A 26,075-nucleotide genomic window follows, 5' to 3' on the forward strand; every position below is an offset into this window, starting at 1 on the left:
CGATCTCAGTGCAGCAGTAGATATCCGGTGCCGGCCACCGCGGCAGCCCACAGCACCGATGCCAACGTCCCGATGATGAACTGTTCGGCGGCGCCCGGTTCGCGGAGTTCGGGATAGCGACCCAGTCCCTTGACCGCCAGCACTATTGCTATCGCCTCGGGCCATCGCAGACCCAGCGCTGCCACCACCGCGATTCGCTCCAGGTATCCGATGACGCGTCCTCCGCGCAGTGGCGTCGGCGCTGGTGGCTCCGGTGCATCTCCGGAGCCTGCCGCCTCCGGTTCCGGTGGCCGGGCGTCCAGTTGCCACGGCTCTATGCCCCCGAGCAGCAAGGCGCCGCGAACCAGCAAGGTGCCGCCGGTGACCGCGGCCAGAACGGTGAGGCAGTAGGTGATCACCGCGGCCGCGCCGGAGGCCCGATCCGCGAGCAGGGCGAGCACCGCCACCCCGCCGAGAGCCAAGGGCGTGGCCACCGCGGCGATGAGGTTCGGACCGGTCCGATGGCCGATCGGCGCTGCAGCAAGGACCAGTGGCAGCACCGCGGTGACCCCGAGCAGGACAAGCGCAGCGATGATCATGAATGTGCCGACTGCAGTAGATGTATGGCCAGCAAACGCGTCTCCTCCTCGATGTACCAGTCCGCGGCACGCAATCGCTGCGACAGCGCCTGCGGGGTGATCCCGAGTGTGGCAGCAGCCACCGACTGAGTCTGTCCCGAACGCATCTGACGGGCCGCGGCGTGTCCGGCATCCGACCGTCCGGCGATCGTGCGGGCCAGCAACCGAAGCCCGGTCTGGGCGTATGTGCAGGGCGCCGGATCCGGCCCCACGACGGCGACGCTGTAAGGATTGGTCTTCGCGGCGTTGACCGCGTCGCGTGCGCGTTCGAACGCGGGCCCCCGCCCGGCGCGAGTGATGGACGGCAACGGGAGTTCCACGGTGCCGATTCCGACCCCGATACTCCACCCACCTTCTTCGGCGAGGGTGAGCACGGTGTCGATGACTGCGGCGGGGTCGTCGAGTACCGCCTGGAACTCATCTCCCGCGGTTCGATCGAACGGGCGGATGACCGGGATGTGGGTCAGCGACTGCAGCGCGTGGGGTACCCGGTCGGCTTCTCGTCGGCTGTGCCGTTGGTCGATGGTGACGACGTACATCGGGCATCCCGTCCGTATCAAGTGCATAACCTTGATCTGAGGGTATCAAGCCAGAAGCCTTTACTTCAAGGAATTCCGTTCTCAGCCTTGTCGGACGGCGGCCCTCGGTGAGCTCATCCTTGGGGCAGGAGCCACCTTCGCTCAACCAGCACGGTTCGAGAGTTCACCTGCAGGCTTGTCGGTGTTCTCCACATCGCCATCGGTGGGTTCCCTCACCGACAGCCTCGTGTCGAGGATCAGACCGAAGACGCCGAGGCTGAACAGGCCCGCCGACAATGCCAGCATGACCGGATCGCCGTCTCCCGCGAGAGCATTGCCGAGGATCACCACGGCAGCTGTTCCCGGTGCCACACCGATCACCGTGGCGAGCGCATAGGGCACGAACTTGATGGCAGACAGAGCTGCGACGTAGTTGGTGACAGAGAACGGAAACGCGGCGATCAGTCGGAGTGACCCGACCGCAAGCCATCCCCGGCGTTCCATGCGCAGTTCCACCGACCGCGCGACCGGGTGGCGCAGATAAGGCCGGATACGTTCTCGTCCCAAGCGTCTGACCAGTACAAAAGCCATCAAAGCCGCGAATATGGTGGCCAGCATCGCACCGACGAAACCCACCAGTGGACCGAACAGCAAACCGGATGCTGCCGTGAACGCCGAGCGCGGTACGGGTCCGATCGCAATGACGGCATAGGCGATGAAGAAGATCCAGACGAAGTTCGGCCCGAACGAGTCGGCCCAGTCTCGCAGCCTGCCCACCGAGGGCAAGGGGATCAGGTAGGCGCCGAGCAGGACGGCGAGCACCACCACCAGTCCGCCGAGCGCCCGGATCACCGCGGTTCGCCCGGTGAGCCGGCCACTGAATTTCACGGTCTCAAGGATACGGGCGAAAAAAGTCGCGAAGATGTGCGCGACGCCACTGTCCGGGCACCGACTCCCCGTACCGGGCCGAGCGTTCGATCGGATAGTGTCGATTCACCTCAAGATGCGATAGAGATCACGACGTCACAAGCAGATCGAAGGGCTCACGCCGAATGCCGGATACCCGACCAGACCTCAACGACCTGGAGTCCAGTTACCAGCAATGGTCCGACTCCGCCGCACAGGTGCTCGCGAAGTCCAAGCGCGTCGACGTCGCCGATCTGCGCGACACCCCAGAGACGCTCTTGTCGACCACCACCCCGGATGCGTTGACCATCAAGCCGCTCTACACGCGGCGCGACCAACTCGACGAGCCCGGGTTGCCCGGGTCCTACCCGTTCGTCCGAGGCAGCGACCGCGTCCGGGACGTCAACATGGGGTGGCGTGTCACCGAGCGCTTCGGCGACCCGGTCGGCGAGCCCCAGGATCCGGCGGCCCTGAACCAGGCGATTCTGGAGGCGCTGAACAACGGGGCCAGCGGACTGTGGCTCACGGTCGGTGACTCTGCCATCGCTCCGAAGAATCTCGCCGCTGTTCTCGACGGCGTCTACCTCGACCTGGTCCCGGTCACACTCGACGCCGGTGCCGCGGGCATCGAGGCCGCGCAGGTCCTTCAGCCGCTCCTCCCGGACTCCGCGACGGTCGGCACGGTCAGCTCCTATGGCCTCGCACCTCTGACTGCCGCGTTCTCCGGGCGTCCGGCGGTTGCACTCGCCGATGCGATCGGGGTGGCGGCATCGGCGGGCGCGGCCGTGCGGTCCATCCGCGTGGACGGCACCGACTTCGCCCTCGGTGGCGCCACCGATGTGCAAGAACTCGCTTTGGTCACCGCCGCCGGCGTCGAGTACCTCAGGGCCCTCACCGCGGCCGGACTGGCTGTCGACAAGGCCCTGAACCAGCTGACGTTCGCACTGTCGGCCACCGACGACCAATTCGGAACGGTGGCCAAATTCCGCGCGATCCGCCGCCTTTGGGGACGGGTCGCCGAGGTCAGCGGAGCACCCGAGGCCGGGGGAGCGGTGACCCACGGGGTGACCGCGCTGAGCATGATGAGTCAGCGTGACCCCTGGGTGAACATGCTGCGGGTGACCACGGCCACCTTCGGCGCCGGAGTCGGCGGTGCCGACCAGATCACCGTGCTGCCCTTCGACGTGGCGCTGCCACCGGCAGACCGGACCACCAGCCCGAGCTTCTCCCGCCGGATGGCACGCAACACCCAGCTGCTCCTCATCGAGGAGTCGAACGTGGCAAAGGTGCTCGACCCCGCAGGTGGTGCATGGTTCGTCGAGTCGCTCACCGACGACCTCGCTGCATCGGCGTGGGCACTGTTCCAGGAGATCGAGGCCAAGGGCGGGTATCAAAAGGCCCTCGACGACGGATGGATCGCCGAGCAGGTCTCCATCTCCCTGGCCGCCCGAGATGAGGCCGTCGCCCACCGGACCACCTCGCTCACCGGCATCAACGAGTTCCCCAACCTGGCCGAGAAGCCGCTCACCACACCAGGTTCGGCCGACTTCGTCAACCTGCCGACCGCAGCGCCGAATCTGGCCCGCACCGCTCGGCCGTTCGAGCGTCTGCGTGATCGTTCCGATGCGTTTCTCGCATCCCACGGAGAACGGCCGCTCGCCATGTTGCTCCCACTCGGGTCGGTCGCCGAACACAACGCCCGTACGACGTTCATCGCGAACCTGCTGGCGGCCGGCGGCATCGAGTCGATCAATCCGGGACCGCTGACCGCCGACGCCATTGCTGCCGCGAGGGCGACGTCCGGAGATCCGGTTGTCGCGGTCCTCTGCGCGGCCAACCCGCGCTATGAGAGCGACGGCGCAGGCGCCCTCGCGGCCGCTCGCGAGGCCGGATTCCACACCGTCCTGCTAGCGGGCCCCGCCAAGGCGTGGACTGATGAGCAGAACGCGCCGGACGGGTACCTGCAGATCGGGATCGACGCGATCTCGACGTTGACAGAACTGCTGGACACGATCGAGGCGGAGAGCTGACATGACCAGTACTCAGAACAAGTCGACCACCGCGCCGTCCGGGGTGCCGAACAGTTTCGCCGACGTCCCATTGGCGGGACAGGCCGCGGTCGCGGCACCGGGAGACAGCGATCAACTCGTGGCCGATCTCGCTCAGGCACATGGCTATTCGACCGAGCAGGTCACGTGGACCACCCCCGAGCAGATCGACGTCCGCCCGTTGTACACCCGCTCGGACCGTGATGCCATCACCACCGACGGCGAGCACCCCTATCCGCTGGACACCGTGCCCGGTGCCGTTCCGTATCTTCGCGGGCCGTACCCGACGATGTACGTGAACCAGCCGTGGACCATCCGGCAGTACGCCGGATTCTCGACCGCCGCAGAGTCCAATGCCTTCTACCGCCGTAACCTCGCTGCCGGCCAGAAGGGCCTGTCGGTCGCCTTCGACCTGGCCACCCACCGCGGTTACGACTCGGACCATCCACGAGTGGCCGGTGATGTCGGGATGGCGGGCGTGGCGATCGACTCCATCCTCGACATGCGTCAGTTGTTCGACGGTATCGATCTGGGTTCGGTGTCGGTGTCGATGACCATGAACGGTGCCGTACTCCCGATCCTGGCACTGTACGTGGTGGCCGCAGAGGAGCAGGGTGTTCCCCCGGAGAAGCTGGCCGGGACCATCCAGAACGACATCCTCAAAGAGTTCATGGTGCGCAACACCTACATCTATCCGCCGAAACCGTCGATGCGGATCATCTCGAACATCTTCGAGTACACCAGCACCAAGATGCCGCGCTTCAACTCGATCTCCATTTCCGGCTACCACATCCAGGAGGCCGGGGCCACAGCCGATCTCGAGCTGGCCTACACCCTCGCCGACGGTGTCGAGTACATCCGGGCGGGCATGGAAGCCGGCCTCGACGTGGACAAGTTCGCGCCGCGCCTGTCGTTCTTCTGGGGCATCGGCATGAACTTCTTCATGGAGGTCGCCAAACTCCGGGCCGCCCGGCTGATCTGGAGTGAGCTGGTCGCGAAGTTCGATCCGAAGAACGCCAAATCGCTGTCGCTGCGCACACATTCGCAGACCTCGGGCTGGTCGCTGACGGCACAGGACGCGTTCAACAACGTGGCCAGGACGTGCATCGAGGCAATGGCCGCGACGCAGGGCCACACCCAGTCGCTGCACACCAATGCCCTCGACGAGGCCCTCGCGCTGCCCACGGACTTCTCGGCCCGGATCGCGCGTAACACCCAGCTGCTGCTGCAGCAGGAGTCGGGCACCACCCGGCCGATCGACCCATGGGCGGGTTCGAATTACGTGGAATGGCTGACGCATGAGCTGGCCAACAAGGCCCGCGCGCACATCGCCGAGGTCGAAGAGGCAGGCGGGATGGCCCAGGCCATCAACGAGGGGATCCCGAAGCTCCGGATCGAGGAGGCGGCTGCCCGTACCCAGGCGCGGATCGATTCGGGTCAACAGCCCGTCATCGGCATCAACAAATACCAGGTCGACGAGGACCAAGAGGTCGAGGTCCTCAAGGTCGAGAACTCCAAGGTGCGCGGAGAACAGCTCGAGAAGCTGAAAACGCTTCGCGCGAACCGGGATTCCGACGCGGTCGAGGCCGCGCTGGCAAACCTCACCCGCGCCGCCGCCGACGACAAGGGCGGCATGGACAACAACTTGATGGCGCTGGCGATCGAGGCGGCGCGGCATCAGGCGACCGTGGGCGAGATCTCCGAAGCGCTCGAGAAGGTCTACGGTCGCCATCAGGCAGAGATCCGCACGATCAGTGGGGTGTACCGACATGAGGCCGGACAGGTGAGCAACATCGACGCGGCGATCGACATCGTCGAGAAGTTCGCCGAGGCCGAGGGGCGCCGTCCCCGCGTGCTGGTGGCGAAGATGGGGCAGGACGGCCACGACCGCGGCCAGAAGGTCATCGCCACCGCGTTTGCCGACCTCGGCTTCGATGTCGACGTGGGCCCCCTGTTCCAGACCCCCGACGAGGTCGCCCAGCAGGCGGCCGACAACGACGTTCACGTCGTGGGGGTCTCGTCGCTGGCCGCGGGTCACCTGACCCTGGTGCCGGCGCTGCGCGACGCGCTGGCCAAGGTCGGGCGCGGCGACATCATGATCGTGGTCGGTGGCGTGATCCCGCCGGGAGATTTCCAGGAGCTCTATGACGCCGGCGCCGCAGCCATCTTCCCGCCGGGAACGGTCATCGCCGACTCGGCGGTCGAGCTGATCACGAAGCTGGCCGCCGAACTGGGGCACGAGCTGGCGTCTTGAGGCACTCATAGGTATGGCCAGACCACCACTGGATCTGGCGCAGTTGGCTGACGCCATCCGCGCAGACAAACGGCCCGATCTTGCTCGAGCCATCACTCTGGTCGAGTCGACGAGGGCCGATCACCGGGCGCAGGCACAAGAGTTGCTCCTGGCGCTGGGCCCCGACTCGGGCGATTCCTATCGTGTCGGCATCACCGGCGTGCCGGGAGTCGGCAAGTCCACCACGATCGAAGCGCTCGGCATGCACCTCATCGAGCAGGGCCACAAGGTTGCGGTGCTGGCGGTCGACCCGTCGTCGACACGCACGGGCGGGTCGATCCTCGGCGACAAGACCAGGATGGGTCGGCTGTCGGTGAACCCGAACGCCTACATCCGGCCATCACCGACGTCGGGAACGCTCGGCGGCGTCGCCAAGGCCACTCGCGAGACCATCGTGTTGCTCGAGGCGGCGGGCTTCGACGTGGTCCTGGTGGAGACCGTCGGGGTCGGCCAGTCGGAGGTGACCGTCGCGAACATGGTCGACGTCTTCTGCTTTCTCACCCTCGCCCGCACGGGAGATTCCTTGCAGGGCATCAAGAAAGGCGTGCTCGAACTCGCCGACATCGTGGTGGTGAACAAGGCCGACGGAAAGCATCAACGCGAGGCGCGCAGTGCCGCAAAAGAACTCCAGGGTGCGCTCCGGTTGCTGTCGCCACATGACGCCCTCTGGCGGCCTCCGGTGCTCACCATGAGTGCGATGGAGAATGTCGGGGTCCGGGAGTTCTGGGAGACTGTCCTCAAGCACAAGGACGTGCTCCAGCAAGCGGGGGAGTTCCAGGCTCGGCGCAACAAGCAGCAGGTCAACTGGATGTGGTCGATGGTCACCGACCAGTTGCTCCGCCGACTGGACTCGAGCAAGGCAGTGCGGGGGATCCGTGGCCGGATCGAGGAAGAGGTACGGGCCGGCACCCTGACGCCGGCGCTGGCCGCGACCAGGATCGTCGAGGCGTTCGACGGCTAGTCGTCGGAACCAAATCCGCTCCTGCTGCCCGCGAACGCACCACTTACAACAGGCGCGCGCGTAGGCAACCGGAGCGAATTCAGTCGGCGACCAGGATCAGGGAGGCGCTGGCAGCGTCCGCTGCACCGTCACCGCAAACGCCGCCACGCGTTCGATGAGCGCATCGAAGAACAGTTCGGGATCGGTTCCGTCGGCGATGTCCGCGTTGTTCTCCCTACCCCAGAACTGCCGTTCGTCGGCAATGGTCGTCCCACGTGTGAGAGCACCCTCGGTCTCCACGTCCACGCACGCGGGCCGAGTACGCGCGATAGCAGGATCGAGCGCAACCGCGGCCGCGAACGGGTCGTGCATGTGGCAGATGTATCCCTCGGCGTGGGCCTCGTGGAACTCGAAGTAGAACCGGACGGCGTCGACCAGATGCCGGACGACAACATTGCTCGCAACCGACCGGACCCCCGGTTCATCATCGGGTCCCGGCTGTTCGACGGGACTCGACTCGGCGAGCGCGGCCAGGCGACCCAGGTGGTCCGGCGTCATCCGGATCGTCTCGGTGAGATCGAGCGGGCAGATGATCGGCCGTGGGGCACCATCCACACCGAATGCCGCGAACACCTCTTTTGCTGCCTCCGGATCCACGGCGATGTTCCATTCGGACGTGGGCGTTGTGTTACCGGGGTGATGGAACGTCCCGCCCATGATGACCAGCCGCCGCAGCCGGGTCGGCAGGGCCGGATCGCGCCGGATGGCAAGCGCAAGGTTGGTCAGGGGCCCCGTGACGAGACCGACGAGGTCACCCGAATGTTCTTCGCTGAGTTCGATCCAGGCGTCGGCCGCATCGCGATGTGAGGGGGACGACGTGGGCGCCGGCAACTGCGCGTAACCGATCCCCAGCGGCCCGTGGGTGTCCTCGGTGGTCATCAGCGACCCGGTGAGTGGGCCTGGTGCTCCGAGACACACCTCGACGTCGTCCCGGCCGCACAGTTCGAGCCACGCCAGGTTGTTCCCACACACCACATCCGTCGGCACGTTGCCCCCGGTCGACAGGACAGCACGTAGATCTGCGGCCGGATGGGCGAGCAGGTAGAGCAAGGCCAGCGAGTCGTCGATGCCCGTGTCGCAATCGAAGATCAGGGGGACTGTAACCACCCGATGACCCTAGTGGATGGCCGGAATGGTGCCGAGAAAGTGTGCCGGAACTGGCACGTGTTCTCGTTTTGGTGCTAATCTGATCACAAGCGTTTCCCGATGGAAGGTTTCCGATGACGATTGCCGAGTCCGTTCCGACCAACACTGCCGCGCCGGCACGTCCCCGGATCGCTGCGCCCGGTGAAGGCGAAGATTCTCTGATCAACAACATCGACGGCGACATCGAGCTGATCCCGCAGGACTCGATCACCGCCGAGTTGACCGGACATTTCACCTTCCTGCCGGTCAACGGCGCGGCTTTTGTCATGCAGGTGATGCTCCCGGTGATCGGTGACGTGGTGGACAAGTACTCGGTGTTTCGCACCGACCCCGCGGGGCGGGCGATCCGGTCGGTGGATTCTGTTCTCCGCTGGATCTACGGCGGGCAGGAAGCGATCGAAGAAGGCAAGAGACTGCGCCGGATGCACCAGCCGCTGCAGATGAAGAACTCGCAGGGCAAACACATCAGCGCACTCAATCCCGAGGCGTACCAGTGGGTCATCGCCACCGCATATCCCACGACGATCAAGGCCGGACCACTGCTGATCGGCCGGGAATTCAACGCCGAGGAGAAGCAGGAGATCTTCCGCGACAACCGTCGTATCGCCAAGATCGTGCAGGTGCCGATGAAGGGTTACCCGACCACGATCGAGGAGTTCGGCGAGTACTACGAAGACTTCGTCAACAACAAGCTGGTCGCGCACAAGGTCGCGCTGGAGTTGATCGGTCAGATGCGCGAAGCGCCCCCGATTCCCGACTCCGTTCCGGCCGCGCTGCGACCGGCGGCGAAGAAGGCCGCCAAGTTCGCCATGTCACCGGTTCAGAACCTGAACTACCTGACCACGGTCGGGGTGATGGATCCACGCGTCCGCGAGATTCTCGGCCTCACGTGGAGTGACCGCGAGCAGCGTGACCTCGAGCGGATGCACACCGTGATCCGTGGTTCGTACAAGGTGCTGCCCGAGCGACTGACCTACTTCCCGCTGGCGTACCACGCCCGCCGCCACCACGCCGCCATCCAGGCGATGAAGAAGCGCGAATTAGGCGGTGCCGCATACAAAGTCGGTAAAGATCACGCCTGACGAAGGACGTCGCGTGTGAGCTCGAGCTGGCCGAGGTGCTGGGCCAGCTCGCGCACCACGTGGGTCAACACCCACTCCGGGGTGGCGGTTGCGACCTCCGGACGGGTGGAACCGATGACGGTCCGATCGCGAATGCCTTCGCGTAGTGCGACATCCACCCACTCGGGCAGACGCGCACGAACATCATCGACCCGGGTGATCAGGTCATCGACCCGGCCGGTGGCAGTGAACTCGGCGGCGCGGTCCCGCGGGATCCTCAGGCCGGCGATGACCGACCCCGCCCAGTGCTCGATCACGCCGACACAGTGGAACACGATGGCGTAGGGACTGTTCGCGCCCGGCAGATCCGGTCTGGTGTTGGCCAGCTCGTCTCCCAGGCTCTTCAGGATTTCCGTCATCGACGACAGGCTCTCACCGGTGATCGCCAGAGTCGGTGCAGCCAGACGGCTTTCGGCGTCGTCTTGCCCCGACGTCACCACGGGTACGGCTCGAAGTCTTTGAGGAAACAGCCGTACAGGTCGATGCCGGCTTCGCCCTGCACCACCGGGTCGTACACCCGGGCCGCTCCGTCGACGAGGTCGAGGGGAGCACGGAAGCCCTCCTCTGCCAGTCGGATCTTGCTGGTGTGTGGCCGTTCGTCGGTGATCCACCCGGTGTCGACGGCGGTCACCAGGATCCCGTCCTCATAGAGGTCGCCGGCACTCGTGCGCGTCAGCATGTTCAGCGCCGCCTTCGCCATGTTGGTGTGGGGGTGGCCGGGCCCCTTATAGCCACGCGAGAAGATGCCCTCCATCGCCGACACGTTCACCACATACTTGCGTCGTGCCGTCGACGCACGGAGGGCCGGCGTGAGCCGTGACAGCAGGATGAATGGAGCCACGCTGTTGCACAGCTGGACTTCCAGCAACTCCAGCGGGTCCACCTGGTCGACTGTCTCCACCCAGCTGTTGCTGTCGACCAGGTCGGGCAGCAATCCGCCCGCGTCGATGGCAGTTCCGTCTGCGATGCGTGCGGGAGCCGCAGATCCCGCGGTCATCGCCAGGGAGGCGAGCGCCTTGGCCGCCGAATCCGAATCGCCGCCTGAGGCGAGCGACTGTGGATGCAGCTCACTGCTGTCGCCCATGGTCAGCACCGGTACCGCTGCCGCGGGGCCGGTGAGCGGTGCTCGTTCGGCGTCGGCGAGCGAACTGTACGCGCCGGGGGTGCGCCGGACCGTCTGTGCGGCGTTGTTGATGAGGATGTCGAGAGGTCCTTGTGCCGCAACCGAATCCGCCAGCGCTGTCACCTGTGCGGGATCGCGGAGGTCGATACCGACGATGCTCAGGCGGTGCAGCCACTCGTCGGCGTCCGGCTGCCGGGCGAATCGCCGGGCGGCATCCTTGGGGAACCGGGTGGTGATGGTGAGGTCGGCACCGTCGCGGAGCAGCATCAGCGCGATGTACATGCCGATCTTTGCCCTGCCACCGGTGAGAAGCGCGCGGCGCCCGCTCAGGTCGGTGTGCTGGTTGCGTTTGTCGCGGTTGGCGGCCGCGCATCGTGGGCAGAGTTGATGGTGGAACGCGTCGACCCGGGTGTAGTCCTGCTTGCAGATGTAGCACGGCTGGGGGCGGATGAGCGTTCCGGCGGTGCTGCCGGGCGCACCCGTCAGCGGTAGGCCGGCGGTCTCGTCGTCGATGCGGTCGGGCGAACCCGTCGCGGTGGCCGCCAGCACCTTCCGGTCGGCGTCGAGTCGGGTCTGATGAGCCTGTTTCTTGCGGCGCCGTTTGGCTCGCTTGAACATCAAGGCCACGGCCCGTTGGACCGTGATCGAATCAGGATGATCTGCGTCGAGTTCGGTCACCTGGTCGAGGACACGGTGGAAGACCGCCAGGTCGGCGGGATCGATGGGGTCGGCGTGCACCCGAGTATTGTAGTGCGCTCGATCGACCACCCTGACCGCCGCGATACGTCCCTCCGCTTCCGGCCGAGCGTGGCAGTCAGCGCCCAGTTGCGGCGACTCCGGGGACGGTGGTGCCGGTGGGGCCCGCCTCCCCGGCACCGTCGTCGGTCGGTAGCGCCCGCGGAGGCGTCATCGTGACGAACCAGGCTTCCTGGACTCCGAGGACCACGATGATCGACAGCAGCAGTCCTTCGGCCTCGATGGGGGACAGGCTCAGATTCATCGCACCGACCACGTCGGGGAACAGGGCGACGACACACACCAAGACGTACAGCGGCACACCCGCACCGCCGAGCACCCAAGGCATCACCTTCGCCTCTGTGTGCGTGCGGAACTGCACCGCGAGCATTGCGATCCCGATGGCACCGATGAGTCCGGCGACCGAGAAGCCGGTGCGCCACACGGCGGTGATCTCGGGAGCCACCTGCGCGAACAACGAGACCGCGGCGGCGACAACAAATTGCAGCGAGACGAGATACGCCAGGTTGCTGCCGCGGCCGTCTCGGCCGGTGAGGTCGTCGCGGTCTTTGACCGCGACCCACCAGAGACCCAGCAGTGTGAAGTTGGTGGCCGCCACGACGCCATAAAACGCGGATTGATCCATGCCCAGCACAGTAGGCCGTGCGCGAGTGCGCCGATAGTTGCTTTTCGATCGACAGCCAGGTGCAGCATCACGCTGTACCGGCAAAGTGTGTCCGAGGGGGGACTTGAACCCCCACGCCCGTTAATAGGGCACTAGCACCTCAAGCTAGCGCGTCTGCCATTCCGCCACTCGGACCAGTCACGCCGACAGTCAACCTGCCAGCGCCGGATAACATTAGCCGACTGCCGGCCCGCAACCCAAATCCCCAGGACACGACCATCGCGAGACGATTCTGGTCTACCGATGCGGGCAAGGTGCTAACAATCTGTCTCATGGACCTGGACACGGTGATCTGCCGTACCTGCGCCGTCGAGCACGGCAGCGAGCGACCACAGACGTGCCGAATCTGTGCCGACGAGCGCCAATACGTACCGCCAGGTGGGCAACAGTGGGTCTCTCTCGCCGAGCTGACGGCGGAAGGCCATCACGTCGAGATCAAAGAACTCGAACCGGGGCTCCACGAGCTGTGCGCCATACCGGGAGTCGGGATCGGTCAGCGGAGCAAATTGTTGTGCACCCAGGCCGGAAATCTGTTGTGGGACCCCCCCGGCTTCATCGACGAGCGGTCGGTTGCCGCAGTCCGCGATCGAGGAGATGTGGTGGCCATCGTGGCCAGTCATCCGCACATGTTCGGTGTCCAGGTGGAGTGGAGCCACGCACTGGGGCGGGTACCGGTCCTGGTGGCCGATGCCGATCTCGAGTGGTTGGCCCGGACGGACCCGGTCATCGAATCCTGGAGTGGTGACCTCGGAGTCCTGCCGGGGGTCACACTCGCGCAACCGGGCGGGCATTTCCCCGGCAGTGCCGTGGCGTACTGGGGTGCCGGAGCGCAGGGGCGCGGCGTGCTGCTTTCCGGAGACACCGTCCTGCCCAATCCCGACCGGGCCACCGTGTCCTTCATGCGTAGCTATCCGAACCGCATCCCACTGTCGGCGGCGGTGGTGGACCGGTTGGCCCGAGACCTCGGGAGGTTCCGGTTCGACCGCCTGTACGGAAACTTCGCCGAGTTCATCGCCGCCGATGCGGCCACCGCGGTCCAGCACTCGGCGCAACGCCACATCGGTTGGGTGCGGGGCGATTTCGACCATTTGACCTGACATTCGACTCATCGACTCCGCTGAGCGCCCGGTCCGAACGTCGTCAGGATGATAGGAATGAGCAGGTGAGCCCCGACACCGACACTCCTTCCGCAACCGATGAAGTCGTCGGCCTGGTCAGCAGGCTGATCCGCTTCGACACCAGCAACACCGGTGAGCTCGAGACCACCAAGGGCGAGGAAGAATGCGCCCGCTGGGTGCAGCAGCAACTCGAGGAAGTGGGCTACCGGACCGAGTATGTCGAATCGGGCCAGCCCGGCCGGGGCAATGTCTTCGCAACCCTGCCCGGCAGCGACTCCACCCGAGGCAAGTTGTTGCTGCACACCCATCTTGATGTCGTACCGGCCGAGCCTGCCGACTGGAGCGTCCATCCGTTCTCCGGATCTGTCGAGGACGGTTACATCTGGGGCAGGGGCGCGGTCGACATGAAGGACATGGTGGGAATGGCGTTGGCCCTTGCCCGGCAGTTCAAACGCGACGGCACCGTTCCTCCTCGCGACATCGTGTTCGCCTTTCTCGCCGACGAAGAGGCCGGCGGCAAGTGGGGTTCGCACTGGCTGGTGGAACACCGGCCCGATCTCTTCGAAGGGGTCACCGAAGCTGTCGGTGAGGTGGGCGGTTTCTCTCTCACCGTCGACCGGCCCGACGGCGGACAGAAGCGCCTGTATCTCGTCGAGACGGCGGAAAAGGGCATCGCCTGGATGCGGCTGACGGCAACGGCAACAGCCGGCCACGGATCGTTTCTGCACGACGACAACGCCGTCACGATCTTGTCCGAGGCTGTCGCGAGGCTGGGCAGGCACACGTTCCCGTTGGTGATGACCGAGTCGGTGTCGGAGTTCTTGGCCGCGGTGTCGGAGGAGTCCGGGCTCGAACTGCATCCGGACACACCGGATCTGGAAACCGCCCTGTTCAAGATCGGCTCGATCGCCCGGATCATCGGAGCCACCCTGCGGGACACGGCCAACCCCACGATGCTCGATGCCGGGTACAAGGCCAATGTAATCCCGCAGAAAGCCACCGCCGTGGTGGACTGCCGGGTCTTGCCCGGGCGTCAGGCTGCCTTCGAAGCCGAGGTCGACGCCCTCATCGGGCCACAGGTCACCAGGGAATGGGTCACGAAACTCGACTCGTACGAGACCACGTTCGACGGCGACCTCGTCGATGCGATGAATGACGCGATCTTGGCCCATGATCCCGATGGCCGCACCGTGCCGTACATGCTGTCCGGCGGCACCGACGCCAAAGCCTTTGCACGCCTGGGTATCCGGTGCTTCGGCTTCGCTCCGCTGAAACTGCCGACCGACCTCGATTTCGCCGCGCTGTTTCATGGAATCGATGAGCGGGTACCGGTGGAGTCGGTTCTGTTCGGTACCGATGTCCTCGAGCACTTCTTGCTCCACAGCTGATCGCCACACGCTTCAAGGATTGACCCCTACGGAAAGGACGCGAACGACATGTCGAGTTACAACCCGTACGACGCACTACCTCATCTGCCCGGTTTCACCCTGACGTCCGAGAGCATCACCGACGGCGCACCACTCGGCAAGGCGCAGGTCTCCGGGATCATGGGAGCCGGCGGCGAGGACGTCTCGCCTCAGCTCAGCTGGTCCGGCTTCCCGGAGGACACCAAGAGTTTCGCAGTCACCGTGTACGACCCGGATGCTCCCACCGCGTCGGGATTCTGGCACTGGGCCGTCGCGGACATCCCGGCGTCGGTTACGTCGCTCGACGCCGGCGTCGGTGATGGGGCCGACGGGTCACTTCCGTCCGGAGCCGTCACCCTCAACAACGACGCCTCGGCGCCGCGGTTCATCGGCGCCGCCCCGCCACCCGGGCACGGCCCGCACCGGTACTTCGTCGTGGTGCACGCGGTGGATGTCGAGAGCCTCGGACTGCCCGAGGGTGCGACGCCGGCCTACCTCGGATTCAATCTGTTCAGCCATGCGATCGGACGTGCCGTGATTCACGGCACGCACGAGCAGCCGGCCGGGGACTAGTCGGACAAGGGTGCCGCGCTGCCGACCGCCTCGGTGATCGAGGTGTACCCGGCAGCGCGCACCTTGTCGGCCAGTCCTTGATGAATGTGCTTGGCCCACAACGGACCGCCGTAGATGAAGCCGGTGTAACCCTGGATCAGCGACGCACCGGCCCGGATGCGTTCCCAGGCCTGATCTGCCGTCTCAATGCCGCCGACGCTGACCAGCGTCAAGCTGCCGCCCACCCGGGCGTGCAGTCGGCGTAGGACCTCGAGCGAGCGGTCCGCGAGCGGAGCGCCCGACAACCCACCTGCGCCCATCGCCTCGACCTCATGCGCAGGCGTGGCCAACCCGTCCCGGCTGATGGTGGTGTTGGTGCACACGATGCCCGCCAGCCCCAATTCGACTGCCAGGTCCGCGATTTCGTCGATGTCGTCGTCGGCGAGGTCGGGGGCGATCTTCACCAGCACCGGAATGTCCACCGACTCCTGTACCGCGGCAAGCAGCGGCCGCAGCGAGGCCACGGCCTGAAGATCCCGCAGTCCCGGCGTGTTCGGCGAACTGACGTTCACGACGAGGAAGTCCGCCAGCGGTCCGAGTAGTCGAGCGCTGATCAGGTAGTCCTCGACCGCATCGTCGGCCGCGACAACCTTGGTCTTGCCGATGTTGGCACCGATGGGCACCATCGTCGTTGTCGTCTTGCGTTGTCTGAGCAGGTTGGCTGCCGCGCCCGCCCCATGATTGTTGAAGCCCATCCTGTTGATCAGCGCACGGTCGGCAGGCAGACGGAACAGCCGGGGTCCCGGGTTTCCGGGCTGAGCAGCTCCGGTGACCGTACCGATCTCGGCAAATCCGAAGCCGAGGGCGCCCCAGGCGTCGATCCCTTCCGCGTTCTTGTCGAATCCCGCGGCCAACCCGAGAGGCGCGGGGAAGTCGATCCCGAAGACGCGCGAGCGCAGGACCGGATCGTGGGTCATCAAGACGCGACCGGCGAGGAGGCGAAGCGGTTTGACCCGGCCGACCAAGATGATGATCGCCGCCGCGACGCGGTGGATCCGCTCTGCCGGTACACGGAACATCAGTGTGAGGAGCAGCGGATAAAGCCGCCGATAGAGCGACTCGATCACGCGCTCAACCCGGTGTCGGGAAGGTCGGTCGGCGCCAGCTTCGGCCTGCGTCTACGGAGCAGGACCTTGCGGCTACCGTCCGAATACAACCGCACCCGCGACAGCTCCCACCCCCCGAACTCCGCCTGAATCGACAGCCGCATCGATGCCGTCACCCGCGTCACGTCGGGCGGGAGGCGCAGGGGGACGTATTCGTAGTCGTCTGCCGACATATCCCATTCCCGCGGAAATCCACGGTTGCGCTTACCTGCCAATCGAAAGTCACCTCACTGCTGGTCGGGGCCGATGATCTGCAGACCCTCACCACGGGCCGAGAGCAGATACACCGTTCCCGTCTTCGGGTCAACCACCATCGAGTTCGCCTGCCCGACTGTCTGGAACTGGCGTTGCTGAACCGGTGTTCCGGTGGACAACTCGTAGGCGGTGACCTTGTTGTTTCCGGTGGTGCTCACCCACGCCAGGTTGTGGATGTCGTCGTAGTCTACGGCGTACGGTCCGAAGGCCACCGGATAGCGGAACTTGTTGACCAACGGGTCGCCGTTGAATGCCAGCAACTCACCTCCGCGGGTGTCGGTGGTCAGAAAACGCCCGAAGCGATCGACCGTGAGATTCGTCGCACCATCGCCCGCACGGATTGCGACCCCGAGGTCGTCATCCGCCAAGTCGAGTTCGGTCACCGACGACTGCGCACGGTCGAGAACAACCACCTGGCCGTCGTGTTCGGCGAGTGCATCCGCCCGGACGAGTCCGTCGATCGTCCCCGTGACCGCGCCTTGGGCGTCCACGCGGAGGACTTCACCACCCTCGGTACCGATGAAGGTTTCCCCGGTCGAGCTCAGCAACGACGACAACGGGGTTCCCGGCACGTCGGTGGTCGTGATCGCGCCGTCTGCCGAATCGACGGTCAACATCGCGTCGGCGACAAGCACCTGCAGCTTCCCACCGCTGAACGTTCCGAACCCGGATGCCCTGTCGGGCAAGGTGACTGTGCGAGCAGGCGCACTCCCGGGTGCCAGACCGGCGGTGGGATAGAAGAGAACCGTCCGCCCGTCGTCGGACAGCAGCGCGAGCTGGGAAGTGCTCGGGCAGAACGCCAATGCAGTCCCGGCTCCGGGTACCGGCACGACAACGCCGGCGGGCCGATCGGACCCATCTGCCGCGGGTGCGGCGATCGGGGTCTGCGGGGTGATAGTCGGGACGTCCGGAGTCTCTTCCGAATCCGAGCAACCCGCCACCACGAGTGCCGCGACCACCATTGCCACGATCAGGCCTCTGCCGCGCACATTCATGGGAACCATCTTGCTCGTTGACGACCGGGGCATGGACGGCCGGGGGGAGTGCGCGTCGCTGGACAGGAGCGAGGCCGCACGTCCCGTAGCATCGGCTGCCGTGACCGACTCGATGAGCTGGGCCCAGTCGATCGTCCTGGGTGCCGTGCAAGGCCTGACCGAATTTTTGCCCGTATCGTCCTCCGGCCACCTGCGCATCGTCTCGGAGGTGTGGTTCGGCGACGATGCCGGCGCGTCGTTCACGGCGGTGACCCAGCTCGGCACCGAGGCCGCGGTGCTGGTCTATTTCGCTCGGGACATCGTCCGCATCATCGCGGCGTGGTTCCGCGGCCTGCGCCGCCCCGAAGCCCGGGATCTCGACTATCGGATCGGCTGGTATGTGATCATCGCCACCATTCCGATCGGCGTCCTCGGCTTCTTGTTCAAAGACCAGATCCGCACCGGCGCACGCAACCTGTGGCTGATCGCCACCATGCTCATCGTCTTCTCGTTGGTGATCTTTCTGGCCGAACGGTACGGCGCCAAGAAACGACCGATCGAACAACTCACCCGGCGCGACGGTCTTGTCATGGGATTTGCGCAGTGCCTGGCTCTGATCCCCGGTGTCTCCCGTTCCGGTGCCACCTCGAGCGCCGGACTGTTCCTGGGCCTCGAGCGAGAAGCTGCGGTGCGCTTCTCCTTCCTGCTGGCCATCCCGGCCGTGACCGCGTCGGGGCTGTTCAGCCTGCCGGATGCTTTCAGCCCGAGTGGCGACGGCATGCAGGCGAGTGGACCACAGCTGCTGGTCGCCACCCTGGTCGCCTTCGTCATCGGTTTCGCCTCGATCGCCTGGCTGCTGAAGTTCGTCGCCAACCACTCCCTGAACTGGTTTGTCGCCTACCGGATCATCCTCGGACTGGTCGTCATGGGTCTACTCGCCGGCGGGGCGATCAGTGCCACCTGAGTCCCTTCATCAGAATCTGTTCCTGTTCGACGCTGCGTCCGCAACCGGGCGCAGTGCCCTCGTCCGCCTAAGCTGATTCGTGTGACGGTCATTCTGCTTCGCCATGGTCGGTCGACGGCCAACACTTCCGGGGTCCTGGCCGGTCGTACCGAGGGCGTGAACCTCGACGACCACGGCCGCACCCAGGCCGCCGCATTGATCGAACGACTGGGCGGGCTCAGCGGACTCGCAGCCGTCGTCCGATCACCCCTGCAGCGATGTGAGCAGACCGTTGCGCCACTTGTCGAGCACTTCGGCTGTCCCGAGATCGTCGAGGACAGGCTCGTGGAGGTCGACTACGGCCAGTGGTCGGGGCGGCCGATCAAGGAGCTCTTGTCCGAACCGCTGTGGCGCGTGGTCCAGCAACAACCGTCCGCGGCCATCTTCCCGGGCGGGGAGGGGCTCGCGCAGGTGCAGTCGCGCGCCGTGGCGGCAGTTCGTGAACTGGACGCCAGCTTCGCAGGCGAGGACGGCGCCGGTGTGTGGATCGCATGCACGCACGGCGACGTCATCAAAGCGGTGCTGGCCGACGCGATGGGCATGCATCTCGACGCATTCCAGCGGATCGTGGTCGAGCCCGCGTCGATGAGTGTGATCCGGTACAGCCTGGCCAGGCCGTACGTACACGCGGTGAACTGCACTTCCACGCTGCCGTCGATCCCGAGTGCGCCGAAACCGAGCGAAACAGCGGAACAGAAACCCTCCGACTCCGGCGAACCACAGTCCGACGAGGCGGTGGTGGGTGGCTCGACGGGCACCTGACCGCCACGGCGCGTGGGCGGCATCCAGCGGCGGCCTCGTGTCGTGGGCGAACCGCCATCAAATGGGGATAATCGAACTCGGAAAAGGGAGGTGCCATGGCCAGAGCGATACACGTCTTCCGTAGTCCCGACCGTTTCATCGCCGGAACGGTGGGCCAACCGGGCGACCGGACCTTCTATCTACAGGCTGTCCACGAGACACGCGTGATCAGCGTGATGCTCGAGAAGCAGCAGGTCCAGATACTCGCCGACCGGATCGGCGCGTTGCTCGAAGAAGTGCACCGCCGCTTCGGCACGCCACTGCCCGCGGAACTGTCCCGGGTCGAAGACCTCAGCCCGCTCGTCATGCCGGTCGATGCCGAATTCCGGGTCGGCACGATGGGACTCGGCTGGGATTCGGAATCCGAGGCCGTGGTGGTGGAGCTCCTGGCCATCACCGAGGGCGAGTTCGACGAGAGTGTGGTGCTCGACGACACCGAGGACGGGCCCGATGCCGTCCGCGTGTTCCTCAGCACCGGCGCCGCGCGTGAGTTCGCGACCCGCTCGAGCCGCGTCATCTCTGCCGGACGCGAACCCTGCCCGTTCTGCGGCGAACCGCTCGACAACGCCGGGCACATCTGCGTCCGCACCAACGGATACCGCCGGGACACCGAGTTCGGCCCCTCACTCGAGTTCATCGATCCAGACCTCCTCGAAGGCATCGAGGACGACGAACCCGGCGACGACCCCGGTCCCGCCTCCGGCGACGAGCCGGGTCGGTAGTCCACGGTGGCAGCACCCAGTGAGAAACCCGTCGATGTGGCAGAGGTGCTCGCCGAGGGCGACCTCGAACTGATCGGGCAGATCCGGTCCGCCAGCAACGCCACACTCGTGTGCGACGCGGTGGTCGGGGAGACCTCGGTCCGCTGCGTCTACAAGCCGGTGCGGGGCGAACAACCGCTGTGGGACTTCCCCGACGGCACGCTGGCCGGCCGGGAGGTCGCGTCGTACCTGGTGTCCGAGGCGTTGGGATGGTCGGTGATCCCGGTGACGCTGCTGCGTGACGGACCCTTCGGCCCCGGGATGGTGCAGCGCTGGATCGACACCCCCGAGCCCAGCGACGGACTGCCCACGCGGCTCGACGTGGTCGACCTCTGTTCGCCGGACCTGGTTCCGGAAGGCTGGAAAGTGATCCTGTCGGCCATCGACGCCCGGGGCGAGGACGTGGTGCTCGTGCATGCCGACGACCCGCGCCTGCAACGGATGGCCGTACTCGACGTGCTGATCAACAACGCCGACCGCAAGGGCGGGCACGTCCTCGAAGGCCTCGACGGTCAGGTGTACGGCGTCGATCACGGCATCTGCCTGCACAGCGACGACAAGCTCCGCACGGTCCTGTGGGGCTGGGCAGGCGAGAACATCCCGGCGCACCTCCTCGACGACGTCGGCGGCCTGCTCGACGCGCTGAAAGAGGAGACCTCACCGCTTCGGGAGATGCTCAGCGGGCTCATCACCGCAGCCGAGATCGAGGCCCTGGCCATGCGTGCGGCCGTCATGCTCGGTGACCCCGTGATGCCTGACGCGAACAGGTCCAGGCCGATTCCCTGGCCGGCGTTCTGAGCGCCGTCGCCGTGCCTGGCCCGCTTTACCCGAGCGCAAGTTCGGCCCAGAAATCGGTTTCCCCCGTCCCCGCCCTAAGGTGTTGTCATGCAGTCGTGGTCTGACACCGCCGTTCCGCCAGTACCCGGTAGAGGGCCGGCTCTACGGCTCTATGACACCTCCGACCGTCAGGTGCGTCCGGTGAGCCCCGGCCCCACGGCGACCATGTATGTGTGCGGCATCACACCTTATGACGCAACACATCTGGGTCACGCAGCCACTTACCTGACCTTCGACCTCGTCAACCGTGTGTGGCGCGACCTCGGTCACGATGTCCACTACGTCCAGAACATCACCGACGTGGACGACCCCCTGTTCGAACGAGCGAACCGCGATGGGATCGACTGGGTGGATCTCGGTCAACGCGAGATCAACCTGTTCCGAGAAGACATGGCCGCGTTGCGGGTGCTTCCTCCTCGCGACTACATCGGTGCGGTGGAGTCCGTCGGCGAGGTGGTCGAGGTGGTCGACAAGCTGCTGGCCTCAGGCGCCGCCTACATCGTCGACGATCCGCAATACCCGGACATCTACTTCCGCACCGACGCCACAGAGCAATTCGGATACGAATCAGGCTACGACCACCAGACGATGCAGCGGTTCTTCGCCGAACGCGGCGGTGACCCCGATCGTCCGGGCAAGCGCGATCCCCTCGACGCCCTGGTGTGGCGTGCCGCCCGCGAGTCCGAGCCGTCGTGGGACTCACCGCATGGCCGTGGCCGCCCGGGTTGGCACATCGAGTGTGCCGCAATAGCTTTGAACCGGATCGGTGCCGAGTTCGATGTGCAGGGTGGGGGCAACGACCTGATCTTCCCGCACCACGAGTTCTCCGCGGCGCACGCAGAGGCTTTGACGGGTGTCCGCCGATTCGCCAAGCACTATGTGCACACGGGAATGATCGGACTCGACGGCGAGAAGATGTCGAAGTCGCGGGGCAACCTCGTTTTCGTGTCCAAACTGCGGGCGGCACAGGTCGATCCGGCCGCGATCAGACTGGGCCTGCTGGCCGGGCACTACCGCACAGACCGCGCCTGGACCGACGACGTGCTCGCGGAGGCGACGGCGCGCCTGGACCGGTGGCGTCGTGCCGTGCAGCGCAGCGCAGGACCGGACGCCGCCCCGACGATCGAGCGACTACGTCAGCACCTCGCCGACGACCTCGACACGCCCAAGGCTCTTGCGGCGATCGATGCCTGGGCGGCCGACAGTCTCGACGGTCTGGGCAGTGTCGCCTCCGCGCCTGCGGATCTCGGTGCCGCCGTCGACGCCCTCCTCGGGGTCCCACTCACCGACACCGGGGCCGAAGGGTCCCCAATTGTTCTCACCGACAGCGAATCCCGCTGACGGCTTGGGTAAGGTTCCCTCCGTGGCCAACGTTCGAGAGATCGATCCCAGCACCGACGATGGCGTCTGGACCGTGGTGACCCGCACGTCGACCTATCTGCTGGACTTCGGTGAGATGACCCTGCTACGGGCTCCCGGCGTCGGTGGCACCGACGACGAGGACTGGGCCGTCAGTCGATTGCGCCGCGACTCCGAGGACATCCCTCTGCTGGGCGTGAAGTCGTGCCGGGTCGGAGAGTCGGCGCAATTCTGGGTGCGCGCCGCGGACGACCCCGATGTGCGTACCTGGCGTATCACCACACCGGTCGTCTCGATCGAGCGGATCTCCTGACCCCACCGGACACCGCGCCAACCGTGCCCTGAAACCCGTCGACCGTGCCGCCAGCGCTGCCGACCTGGCCCTCGTTCGCACCAGAGGCCCGATCGACGGCCATCAGGCCCACACGTGGATCATCCCGTCTCTGACCTCGGCTCGGTAGTGCGGTAGCGCTTCGATGTCGTCGCTGTTGGTGCATCTGCCGTCCTCGAACGAAAAGGTGTACTGGTGCAACGGGCACATCACCTTCGTCGAGTCGGTCTGGCCGTCGGCGATCGGCCCGCCGCGGTGCGGACAGACCGCGCCCAACGCCCGCACAGTGCCGTCCGACATCCGGAAGACGGCCACCTGGCTGCCGTCCACCACGTAGGCCCGGCCCTCTCCGACTGTGAGGTCGCTCAGTGGGCCCACCGCCGTGGATGCGGGCGCGCTCATCGGACCGGCACCAGAGGCAGCTTGATGAGCGGCAGGGCCGGAGTGAACTGTGCCGGCGACTTCGGTGCCAACCGCTCCTTCCACGGATCGCTGTAGGCCGCGATGGACATGCCGATACGTTCGAGCAACCCGTCGACGATGCCATCACGATCGTCGATCAGGATCGCCCGCAGCTCCTCGATGCCGATTCGGGGCACCCATGCGTAGGTCCGTTCGAGCCACTTGGCCGTCTCGCGGTAGTACTGGATGAAAACGCCGCAGATGCGGATGACCTCGTCGGCCCCGTTCGCGGTCGCGAGCAGATCACCTTTACGGATGTGGGCACCGGCAGCCCCGCCGACATAGATCTCCCAACGGCCATCACCGACAGCCACCACACCGAAGTCCTTACACAGCGCTTCGGCGCAGTTGCGTGGGCACCCCGTGACCGCCAGTTTCAGCTTGGCGGGCGACTCGAGCCCTTGGTAGCGCTCCTCGATCGCAATCCCGAGGCCGGTGGAGTCGTCGAGACCGAACCGGCAAAAATCGGTTCCCACACAGGTTTTCACCGTCCGGAAGCTCTTTCCGTAGGCGTATCCCGAGGGCATGTCGAGGTCTTCCCAGACCTTGGGCAGGTCTTCCTTGCGAATACCGAGCAGGTCGATCCGCTGTCCACCGGTCACCTTGATCATCGGGATGTCGTACTTGTCGGCCACATCGGCGATCTTGCGCAGCTGGGTGGGATTGGTGACACCGCCCTTCATCTGGGGCACAACAGAGAAGGTGCCGTCGCGCTGGATGTTGGCATGCACGCGGTCATTGATGAACAGCGCGCCGCGTTCGTCCTCCCACTCATTGCCCCAGATGATGCGGAGCAGAGATGCCAGTGGCATCTTGGCTGTGACGTCTTCGCCATCGGGTGCGAGTTCGGCGAGGATCGCCGACACCGATCGCAGATTGCGTTCCCTGATCTGTTCGATCAGCTCGGGCTTGCTCAGCGGAATGGCAGGTACGTACCAGTCCGCAGACGGGTCTTCGGCCAGCGCTCCGCCCGCGGCACAGGCGACGACATCGGCGACCAGGCCCTTGCAAGAGCCACAACCCTTTCCGGCGCGTGTCTTCGCAACCACTTCGCCGACCGATTTCGCCCCGGCATGCACGCACGCCACGATGTCGCCTTTGGTGACGCCGTTGCAGTTGCACACCTGTACTTCGTCGGCCAGTTCGGCTGCACCTGTCGCGGCGCTGGGTGTGCCCATGTCGAAGAGCATGCTGATGCGCTCGTCGGGTAGCGGCACCTTCTCATCGAAGGCCTGGGTGAGAAAGCTGACCTTGCTGATGTCGCCGAGCAACATCGCACCGATCAGCTTGTTGTCTCGCACAACAACGGATTTGTATGTGCCGCTGCGAGGTTCATAGAACTGGACGAACTCGTCCGTATCGCGTTCGGGACCCTTGACACCCATGGCCGCGACATCGACTCCGGCCACCTTCAGCTTGGTCGTCAGACGCGAACCGTGGTAGGCCGCTTTGGGATCGGCTCCGGTCAGTACGTCTGCGAGCACACCCGCCTGCTCCCACAGTGGTGCGACGAGACCGTAGACCTCGCCGCGATGCTGACAGCATTCGCCGACCGCGTAGATGGAACCTTCGTCCTCACAACGCATCTGGTCGTCGACGACGATTCCGCGCTCGACCACCAGTCCGCCGAGGCGAGCGAACTCGACGTTGGGTCTGATGCCGGCGGTCACCACGATCATGTCGGCCGGCAGCGAGGTGTCGTCATTGAAACCGACTCCGGTCACCCGGCCCTCGTCGTCGCGCAGCACAGCGGTGGTGCGCTTGGATGTGTAGACCCCGACACCGAGTTCTTCGATCTTGTTGCGCAGCACCCGGCCGCCGCGTTCGTCCAATTGCTGGTTCATCAGGTGACCGGGGGAGTGCACCACGTCGACGTCGATACCTTGTGTCCGCAGTCCGTAGGCCGCCTCGAGGCCGAGGAGTCCGCCACCGATCACCACTGCCCGCATACCGTCCCTGGACAACGCCATCTGCAACATGCCGTTGGTGTCCTCGATGGTGCGGAACCCGAACACGCCGCGGGCGAGGTGCCCGTCGGCTGCCCGTAGGCCGTCCATGTTCGGGAAGAAGGTGTTGCTGCCGGTCGCGATCACCAGGGTGTCGTAATCGATGAGGCGGCCGCTCTCGCAGGTGACGGTCTTGGCGAAGCGATCGAGCGCGACCGCGCGGTCACCGGCATAGAGCTTGACGTCGTTCTCCCGGTACCAGGCCATCGGGTTGAGCATCAGATCGTCGTCGTCGATGGAACTCTCACCCGCGAGTACGTGCGAGAGCATGATGCGATTGTAGTTGCCGTACGGTTCGTCGCCGATCATCGTGATCTCGAATCGCGTCCCCCCACCGCGCTCGAGTATCTCTTCCACGGTTCGCGCGCCTGCCATCCCGTTGCCGACCACCACCAGGCGTTCCATCAGAACTCCACGAATCCGAAGTCGACGACGATTTCGCCGCTGCACCCCTCGGGCGCGGCGAAGACGAGCTCGAGCAAGCTGTCCGGATCCACGTCTTCCACGACGCGCAACGGAACGTTGACCGATGCCCTTGCTCCCATCGGGAACCATCTCATCGGCTGCTGATCACGGTGCAACGCCACGTAGACGAGTTCTGAACTGCTGTTTCCTCCCCGGAAATACAGCGGTTGAACGGTCATCCCGGGCGGCACCTGATACGTCAGAGAAGGGTCCAACGGCGCTGCCTTGGTCAATCCGGTACCGGTGAACGAGAAGACACCCTGCAAGAACTTCGGAGTACTGGACATGCCGTCACTAAACGTGAACTCGATGAACCACTACTTGCAGCCGCGTTACATCTCGATTGTCGAGAACTCACCGCGCCGGCCGCCGGACGGTGATCAAGGT

General features: G+C 65.6%; 26 protein-coding genes and 1 tRNA gene. 13 read left to right on the forward strand and 14 right to left on the reverse strand.

What is annotated here, in order from left to right; translation table 11 throughout:
- Window positions 1-5 precede the first annotated feature (5 nt).
- The 3 genes from KXR83_RS10665 to KXR83_RS10675 form a co-directional block, all read right to left on the reverse strand.
- On the reverse strand, window positions 6-578 hold the full coding sequence (locus tag KXR83_RS10665; protein WP_437424799.1) for a hypothetical protein: 573 nt from the start codon (window positions 576-578) through the stop codon (window positions 6-8).
- Window positions 575-1,156 carry a hypothetical protein gene (locus KXR83_RS10670; RefSeq protein ID WP_437424800.1) on the reverse strand — a complete coding sequence of 194 codons (582 nt, stop codon included), beginning with the start codon at window positions 1,154-1,156 and terminating at the stop codon, window positions 575-577. The genes KXR83_RS10665 and KXR83_RS10670 overlap by 4 nt, the downstream gene beginning before the upstream one ends.
- A gap of 141 nt (window positions 1,157-1,297) precedes the next feature.
- The gene (locus KXR83_RS10675) at window positions 1,298-2,023 is read right to left on the reverse strand and encodes a TVP38/TMEM64 family protein (RefSeq protein ID WP_437424801.1); all 726 of its coding nucleotides are present in this window, start codon (window positions 2,021-2,023) and stop codon (window positions 1,298-1,300) included.
- 164 nt (window positions 2,024-2,187) lie between these two features.
- Between KXR83_RS10675 and KXR83_RS10680 the strand changes: the two genes are divergently transcribed.
- From KXR83_RS10680 to meaB, 3 genes are read left to right on the forward strand one after another with little or no spacing between them, the layout of a single operon-like run.
- The gene (locus KXR83_RS10680; protein ID WP_437424802.1) at window positions 2,188-4,071 is read left to right on the forward strand and encodes a methylmalonyl-CoA mutase family protein; all 1,884 of its coding nucleotides are present in this window, start codon (window positions 2,188-2,190) and stop codon (window positions 4,069-4,071) included.
- A 1-nt stretch (window position 4,072) separates the two neighbouring features.
- Window positions 4,073-6,343 (forward strand): methylmalonyl-CoA mutase, encoded by a 2,271-nt coding sequence (scpA, locus tag KXR83_RS10685; RefSeq protein WP_437424803.1) that lies wholly within the window; start codon window positions 4,073-4,075, stop codon window positions 6,341-6,343.
- Between the two features lie 13 nt (window positions 6,344-6,356).
- Window positions 6,357-7,343 (forward strand): methylmalonyl Co-A mutase-associated GTPase MeaB, encoded by a 987-nt coding sequence (meaB, locus tag KXR83_RS10690; protein ID WP_437424804.1) that lies wholly within the window; start codon window positions 6,357-6,359, stop codon window positions 7,341-7,343.
- A 96-nt stretch (window positions 7,344-7,439) separates the two neighbouring features.
- Here meaB and KXR83_RS10695 read toward each other — a convergent pair whose 3' ends face one another.
- A complete protein-coding gene (locus KXR83_RS10695; protein ID WP_437424805.1) occupies window positions 7,440-8,489 on the reverse strand; it encodes a nucleoside hydrolase in 1,050 nt (349 codons plus the stop codon).
- Window positions 8,490-8,602: 113 nt separating this feature from the next.
- Here KXR83_RS10695 and KXR83_RS10700 point away from each other — a divergent pair, with 113 nt between their 5' ends.
- Window positions 8,603-9,610 (forward strand): oxygenase MpaB family protein, encoded by a 1,008-nt coding sequence (locus KXR83_RS10700; protein WP_437424806.1) that lies wholly within the window; start codon window positions 8,603-8,605, stop codon window positions 9,608-9,610.
- Here KXR83_RS10700 and KXR83_RS10705 read toward each other — a convergent pair.
- The 4 genes from KXR83_RS10705 to KXR83_RS10720 all read right to left on the reverse strand — a co-directional run bounded on the left by KXR83_RS10705 (window position 9,601) and on the right by KXR83_RS10720 (window position 12,327).
- The gene (locus KXR83_RS10705) at window positions 9,601-10,086 is read right to left on the reverse strand and encodes a DinB family protein (protein ID WP_437424807.1); all 486 of its coding nucleotides are present in this window, start codon (window positions 10,084-10,086) and stop codon (window positions 9,601-9,603) included. The two genes, KXR83_RS10700 and KXR83_RS10705, sit on opposite strands and share 10 nt — an antisense overlap.
- A complete protein-coding gene (locus KXR83_RS10710; protein WP_437424808.1) occupies window positions 10,083-11,510 on the reverse strand; it encodes an SDR family NAD(P)-dependent oxidoreductase in 1,428 nt (475 codons plus the stop codon). Before KXR83_RS10710 ends, KXR83_RS10705 begins: the two co-directional genes overlap by 4 nt.
- Window positions 11,511-11,586: 76 nt before the next feature.
- On the reverse strand, window positions 11,587-12,153 hold the full coding sequence (locus KXR83_RS10715) for a hypothetical protein (protein WP_437424809.1): 567 nt from the start codon (window positions 12,151-12,153) through the stop codon (window positions 11,587-11,589).
- Window positions 12,154-12,241: 88 nt separating this feature from the next.
- A tRNA-Leu gene (locus tag KXR83_RS10720) sits at window positions 12,242-12,327 on the reverse strand.
- Between the two features lie 137 nt (window positions 12,328-12,464).
- Here KXR83_RS10720 and KXR83_RS10725 point away from each other — a divergent pair.
- From KXR83_RS10725 to KXR83_RS10735, 3 genes are all read left to right on the forward strand, one after another.
- Entirely contained in the window at window positions 12,465-13,289 is an 825-nt protein-coding gene (locus tag KXR83_RS10725) for a hydrolase (RefSeq protein WP_437424810.1), read from the forward strand.
- 65 nt (window positions 13,290-13,354) lie between these two features.
- Window positions 13,355-14,698: a M20/M25/M40 family metallo-hydrolase gene (locus KXR83_RS10730; RefSeq protein WP_437424811.1), complete on the forward strand. Its 1,344-nt coding sequence runs from the start codon at window positions 13,355-13,357 to the stop codon at window positions 14,696-14,698.
- Between the two features lie 48 nt (window positions 14,699-14,746).
- Window positions 14,747-15,289: a YbhB/YbcL family Raf kinase inhibitor-like protein gene (locus KXR83_RS10735; RefSeq protein WP_437424812.1), complete on the forward strand. Its 543-nt coding sequence runs from the start codon at window positions 14,747-14,749 to the stop codon at window positions 15,287-15,289.
- Here the strand turns inward: KXR83_RS10735 and KXR83_RS10740 are convergent.
- Genes KXR83_RS10740 through KXR83_RS10750 form a run of 3 tightly spaced genes read right to left on the reverse strand, consistent with a single transcriptional unit; the run spans window position 15,286 to window position 17,693 of the window.
- A complete protein-coding gene (locus tag KXR83_RS10740; RefSeq protein ID WP_437424813.1) occupies window positions 15,286-16,395 on the reverse strand; it encodes a quinone-dependent dihydroorotate dehydrogenase in 1,110 nt (369 codons plus the stop codon). The genes KXR83_RS10735 and KXR83_RS10740 overlap by 4 nt on opposite strands.
- Window positions 16,392-16,607 (reverse strand): DUF5703 family protein, encoded by a 216-nt coding sequence (locus KXR83_RS10745; RefSeq protein WP_437424814.1) that lies wholly within the window; start codon window positions 16,605-16,607, stop codon window positions 16,392-16,394. The genes KXR83_RS10740 and KXR83_RS10745 overlap by 4 nt, the downstream gene beginning before the upstream one ends.
- Before the next feature lie 54 nt (window positions 16,608-16,661).
- Window positions 16,662-17,693 carry a YncE family protein gene (locus KXR83_RS10750; RefSeq protein WP_437424815.1) on the reverse strand — a complete coding sequence of 344 codons (1,032 nt, stop codon included), beginning with the start codon at window positions 17,691-17,693 and terminating at the stop codon, window positions 16,662-16,664.
- A gap of 91 nt (window positions 17,694-17,784) precedes the next feature.
- Between KXR83_RS10750 and KXR83_RS10755 the strand changes: the two genes are divergently transcribed.
- From KXR83_RS10755 to KXR83_RS10780, 6 genes are all read left to right on the forward strand, one after another.
- Window positions 17,785-18,627 carry an undecaprenyl-diphosphate phosphatase gene (locus KXR83_RS10755; RefSeq protein WP_062798600.1) on the forward strand — a complete coding sequence of 281 codons (843 nt, stop codon included), beginning with the start codon at window positions 17,785-17,787 and terminating at the stop codon, window positions 18,625-18,627.
- A gap of 81 nt (window positions 18,628-18,708) precedes the next feature.
- On the forward strand, window positions 18,709-19,428 hold the full coding sequence (locus KXR83_RS10760; protein WP_437424816.1) for a histidine phosphatase family protein: 720 nt from the start codon (window positions 18,709-18,711) through the stop codon (window positions 19,426-19,428).
- A 95-nt stretch (window positions 19,429-19,523) separates the two neighbouring features.
- The gene (locus KXR83_RS10765; protein ID WP_437424817.1) at window positions 19,524-20,189 is read left to right on the forward strand and encodes a DUF3090 domain-containing protein; all 666 of its coding nucleotides are present in this window, start codon (window positions 19,524-19,526) and stop codon (window positions 20,187-20,189) included.
- A gap of 6 nt (window positions 20,190-20,195) precedes the next feature.
- Window positions 20,196-21,026 (forward strand): SCO1664 family protein, encoded by an 831-nt coding sequence (locus tag KXR83_RS10770; protein WP_437424818.1) that lies wholly within the window; start codon window positions 20,196-20,198, stop codon window positions 21,024-21,026.
- Between the two features lie 87 nt (window positions 21,027-21,113).
- Window positions 21,114-22,406 carry a cysteine--1-D-myo-inosityl 2-amino-2-deoxy-alpha-D-glucopyranoside ligase gene (gene mshC, locus KXR83_RS10775; protein WP_437424819.1) on the forward strand — a complete coding sequence of 431 codons (1,293 nt, stop codon included), beginning with the start codon at window positions 21,114-21,116 and terminating at the stop codon, window positions 22,404-22,406.
- A gap of 22 nt (window positions 22,407-22,428) precedes the next feature.
- Complete coding sequence (locus KXR83_RS10780; RefSeq protein WP_030162983.1) at window positions 22,429-22,737, forward strand: hypothetical protein; 309 nt, start codon at window positions 22,429-22,431, stop codon at window positions 22,735-22,737.
- Window positions 22,738-22,839: 102 nt separating this feature from the next.
- Here KXR83_RS10780 and KXR83_RS10785 read toward each other — a convergent pair whose 3' ends face one another.
- The 3 genes from KXR83_RS10785 to KXR83_RS10795 are packed head-to-tail and all read right to left on the reverse strand — an operon-like array spanning window position 22,840 to window position 25,975.
- A complete protein-coding gene (locus tag KXR83_RS10785) occupies window positions 22,840-23,157 on the reverse strand; it encodes a Rieske (2Fe-2S) protein (RefSeq protein ID WP_437424820.1) in 318 nt (105 codons plus the stop codon).
- Complete coding sequence (nirB, locus tag KXR83_RS10790) at window positions 23,154-25,628, reverse strand: nitrite reductase large subunit NirB (RefSeq protein WP_437424821.1); 2,475 nt, start codon at window positions 25,626-25,628, stop codon at window positions 23,154-23,156. Before nirB ends, KXR83_RS10785 begins: the two co-directional genes overlap by 4 nt.
- Window positions 25,628-25,975 (reverse strand): molybdopterin oxidoreductase, encoded by a 348-nt coding sequence (locus KXR83_RS10795; protein WP_437424822.1) that lies wholly within the window; start codon window positions 25,973-25,975, stop codon window positions 25,628-25,630. Before KXR83_RS10795 ends, nirB begins: the two co-directional genes overlap by 1 nt.
- Between the last annotated feature and the right edge of the window lie 100 nt (window positions 25,976-26,075).

Source organism: Williamsia muralis, from assembly GCF_051487485.1.
Taxonomy (GTDB): domain Bacteria; phylum Actinomycetota; class Actinomycetes; order Mycobacteriales; family Mycobacteriaceae; genus Williamsia; species Williamsia muralis_B.

Excerpts from the sequence above, each read along its gene's own strand:
- mshC (WP_437424819.1), top strand. The coding sequence starts at position 21,114 with ATGCAGTCGTGGTCTGACACCGCCGTTCCGCCAGTACCCGGTAGAGGG.
- nirB (WP_437424821.1), bottom strand. The coding sequence starts at position 25,628 with ATGGAACGCCTGGTGGTGGTCGGCAACGGGATGGCAGGCGCGCGAACC.
- meaB (WP_437424804.1), top strand. The coding sequence starts at position 6,357 with ATGGCCAGACCACCACTGGATCTGGCGCAGTTGGCTGACGCCATCCGC.
- KXR83_RS10735 (WP_437424812.1), top strand. The coding sequence starts at position 14,747 with ATGTCGAGTTACAACCCGTACGACGCACTACCTCATCTGCCCGGTTTC.
- KXR83_RS10745 (WP_437424814.1), bottom strand. The coding sequence starts at position 16,607 with ATGTCGGCAGACGACTACGAATACGTCCCCCTGCGCCTCCCGCCCGAC.
- KXR83_RS10795 (WP_437424822.1), bottom strand. The coding sequence starts at position 25,975 with ATGTCCAGTACTCCGAAGTTCTTGCAGGGTGTCTTCTCGTTCACCGGT.
- KXR83_RS10670 (WP_437424800.1), bottom strand. The coding sequence starts at position 1,156 with ATGTACGTCGTCACCATCGACCAACGGCACAGCCGACGAGAAGCCGAC.
- KXR83_RS10725 (WP_437424810.1), top strand. The coding sequence starts at position 12,465 with ATGGACCTGGACACGGTGATCTGCCGTACCTGCGCCGTCGAGCACGGC.
- KXR83_RS10700 (WP_437424806.1), top strand. The coding sequence starts at position 8,603 with ATGACGATTGCCGAGTCCGTTCCGACCAACACTGCCGCGCCGGCACGT.
- KXR83_RS10680 (WP_437424802.1), top strand. The coding sequence starts at position 2,188 with ATGCCGGATACCCGACCAGACCTCAACGACCTGGAGTCCAGTTACCAG.
- scpA (WP_437424803.1), top strand. The coding sequence starts at position 4,073 with ATGACCAGTACTCAGAACAAGTCGACCACCGCGCCGTCCGGGGTGCCG.
- KXR83_RS10665 (WP_437424799.1), bottom strand. The coding sequence starts at position 578 with ATGATCATCGCTGCGCTTGTCCTGCTCGGGGTCACCGCGGTGCTGCCA.
- KXR83_RS10785 (WP_437424820.1), bottom strand. The coding sequence starts at position 23,157 with ATGAGCGCGCCCGCATCCACGGCGGTGGGCCCACTGAGCGACCTCACA.
- KXR83_RS10765 (WP_437424817.1), top strand. The coding sequence starts at position 19,524 with ATGGCCAGAGCGATACACGTCTTCCGTAGTCCCGACCGTTTCATCGCC.
- KXR83_RS10715 (WP_437424809.1), bottom strand. The coding sequence starts at position 12,153 with ATGGATCAATCCGCGTTTTATGGCGTCGTGGCGGCCACCAACTTCACA.
- KXR83_RS10750 (WP_437424815.1), bottom strand. The coding sequence starts at position 17,693 with ATGGTTCCCATGAATGTGCGCGGCAGAGGCCTGATCGTGGCAATGGTG.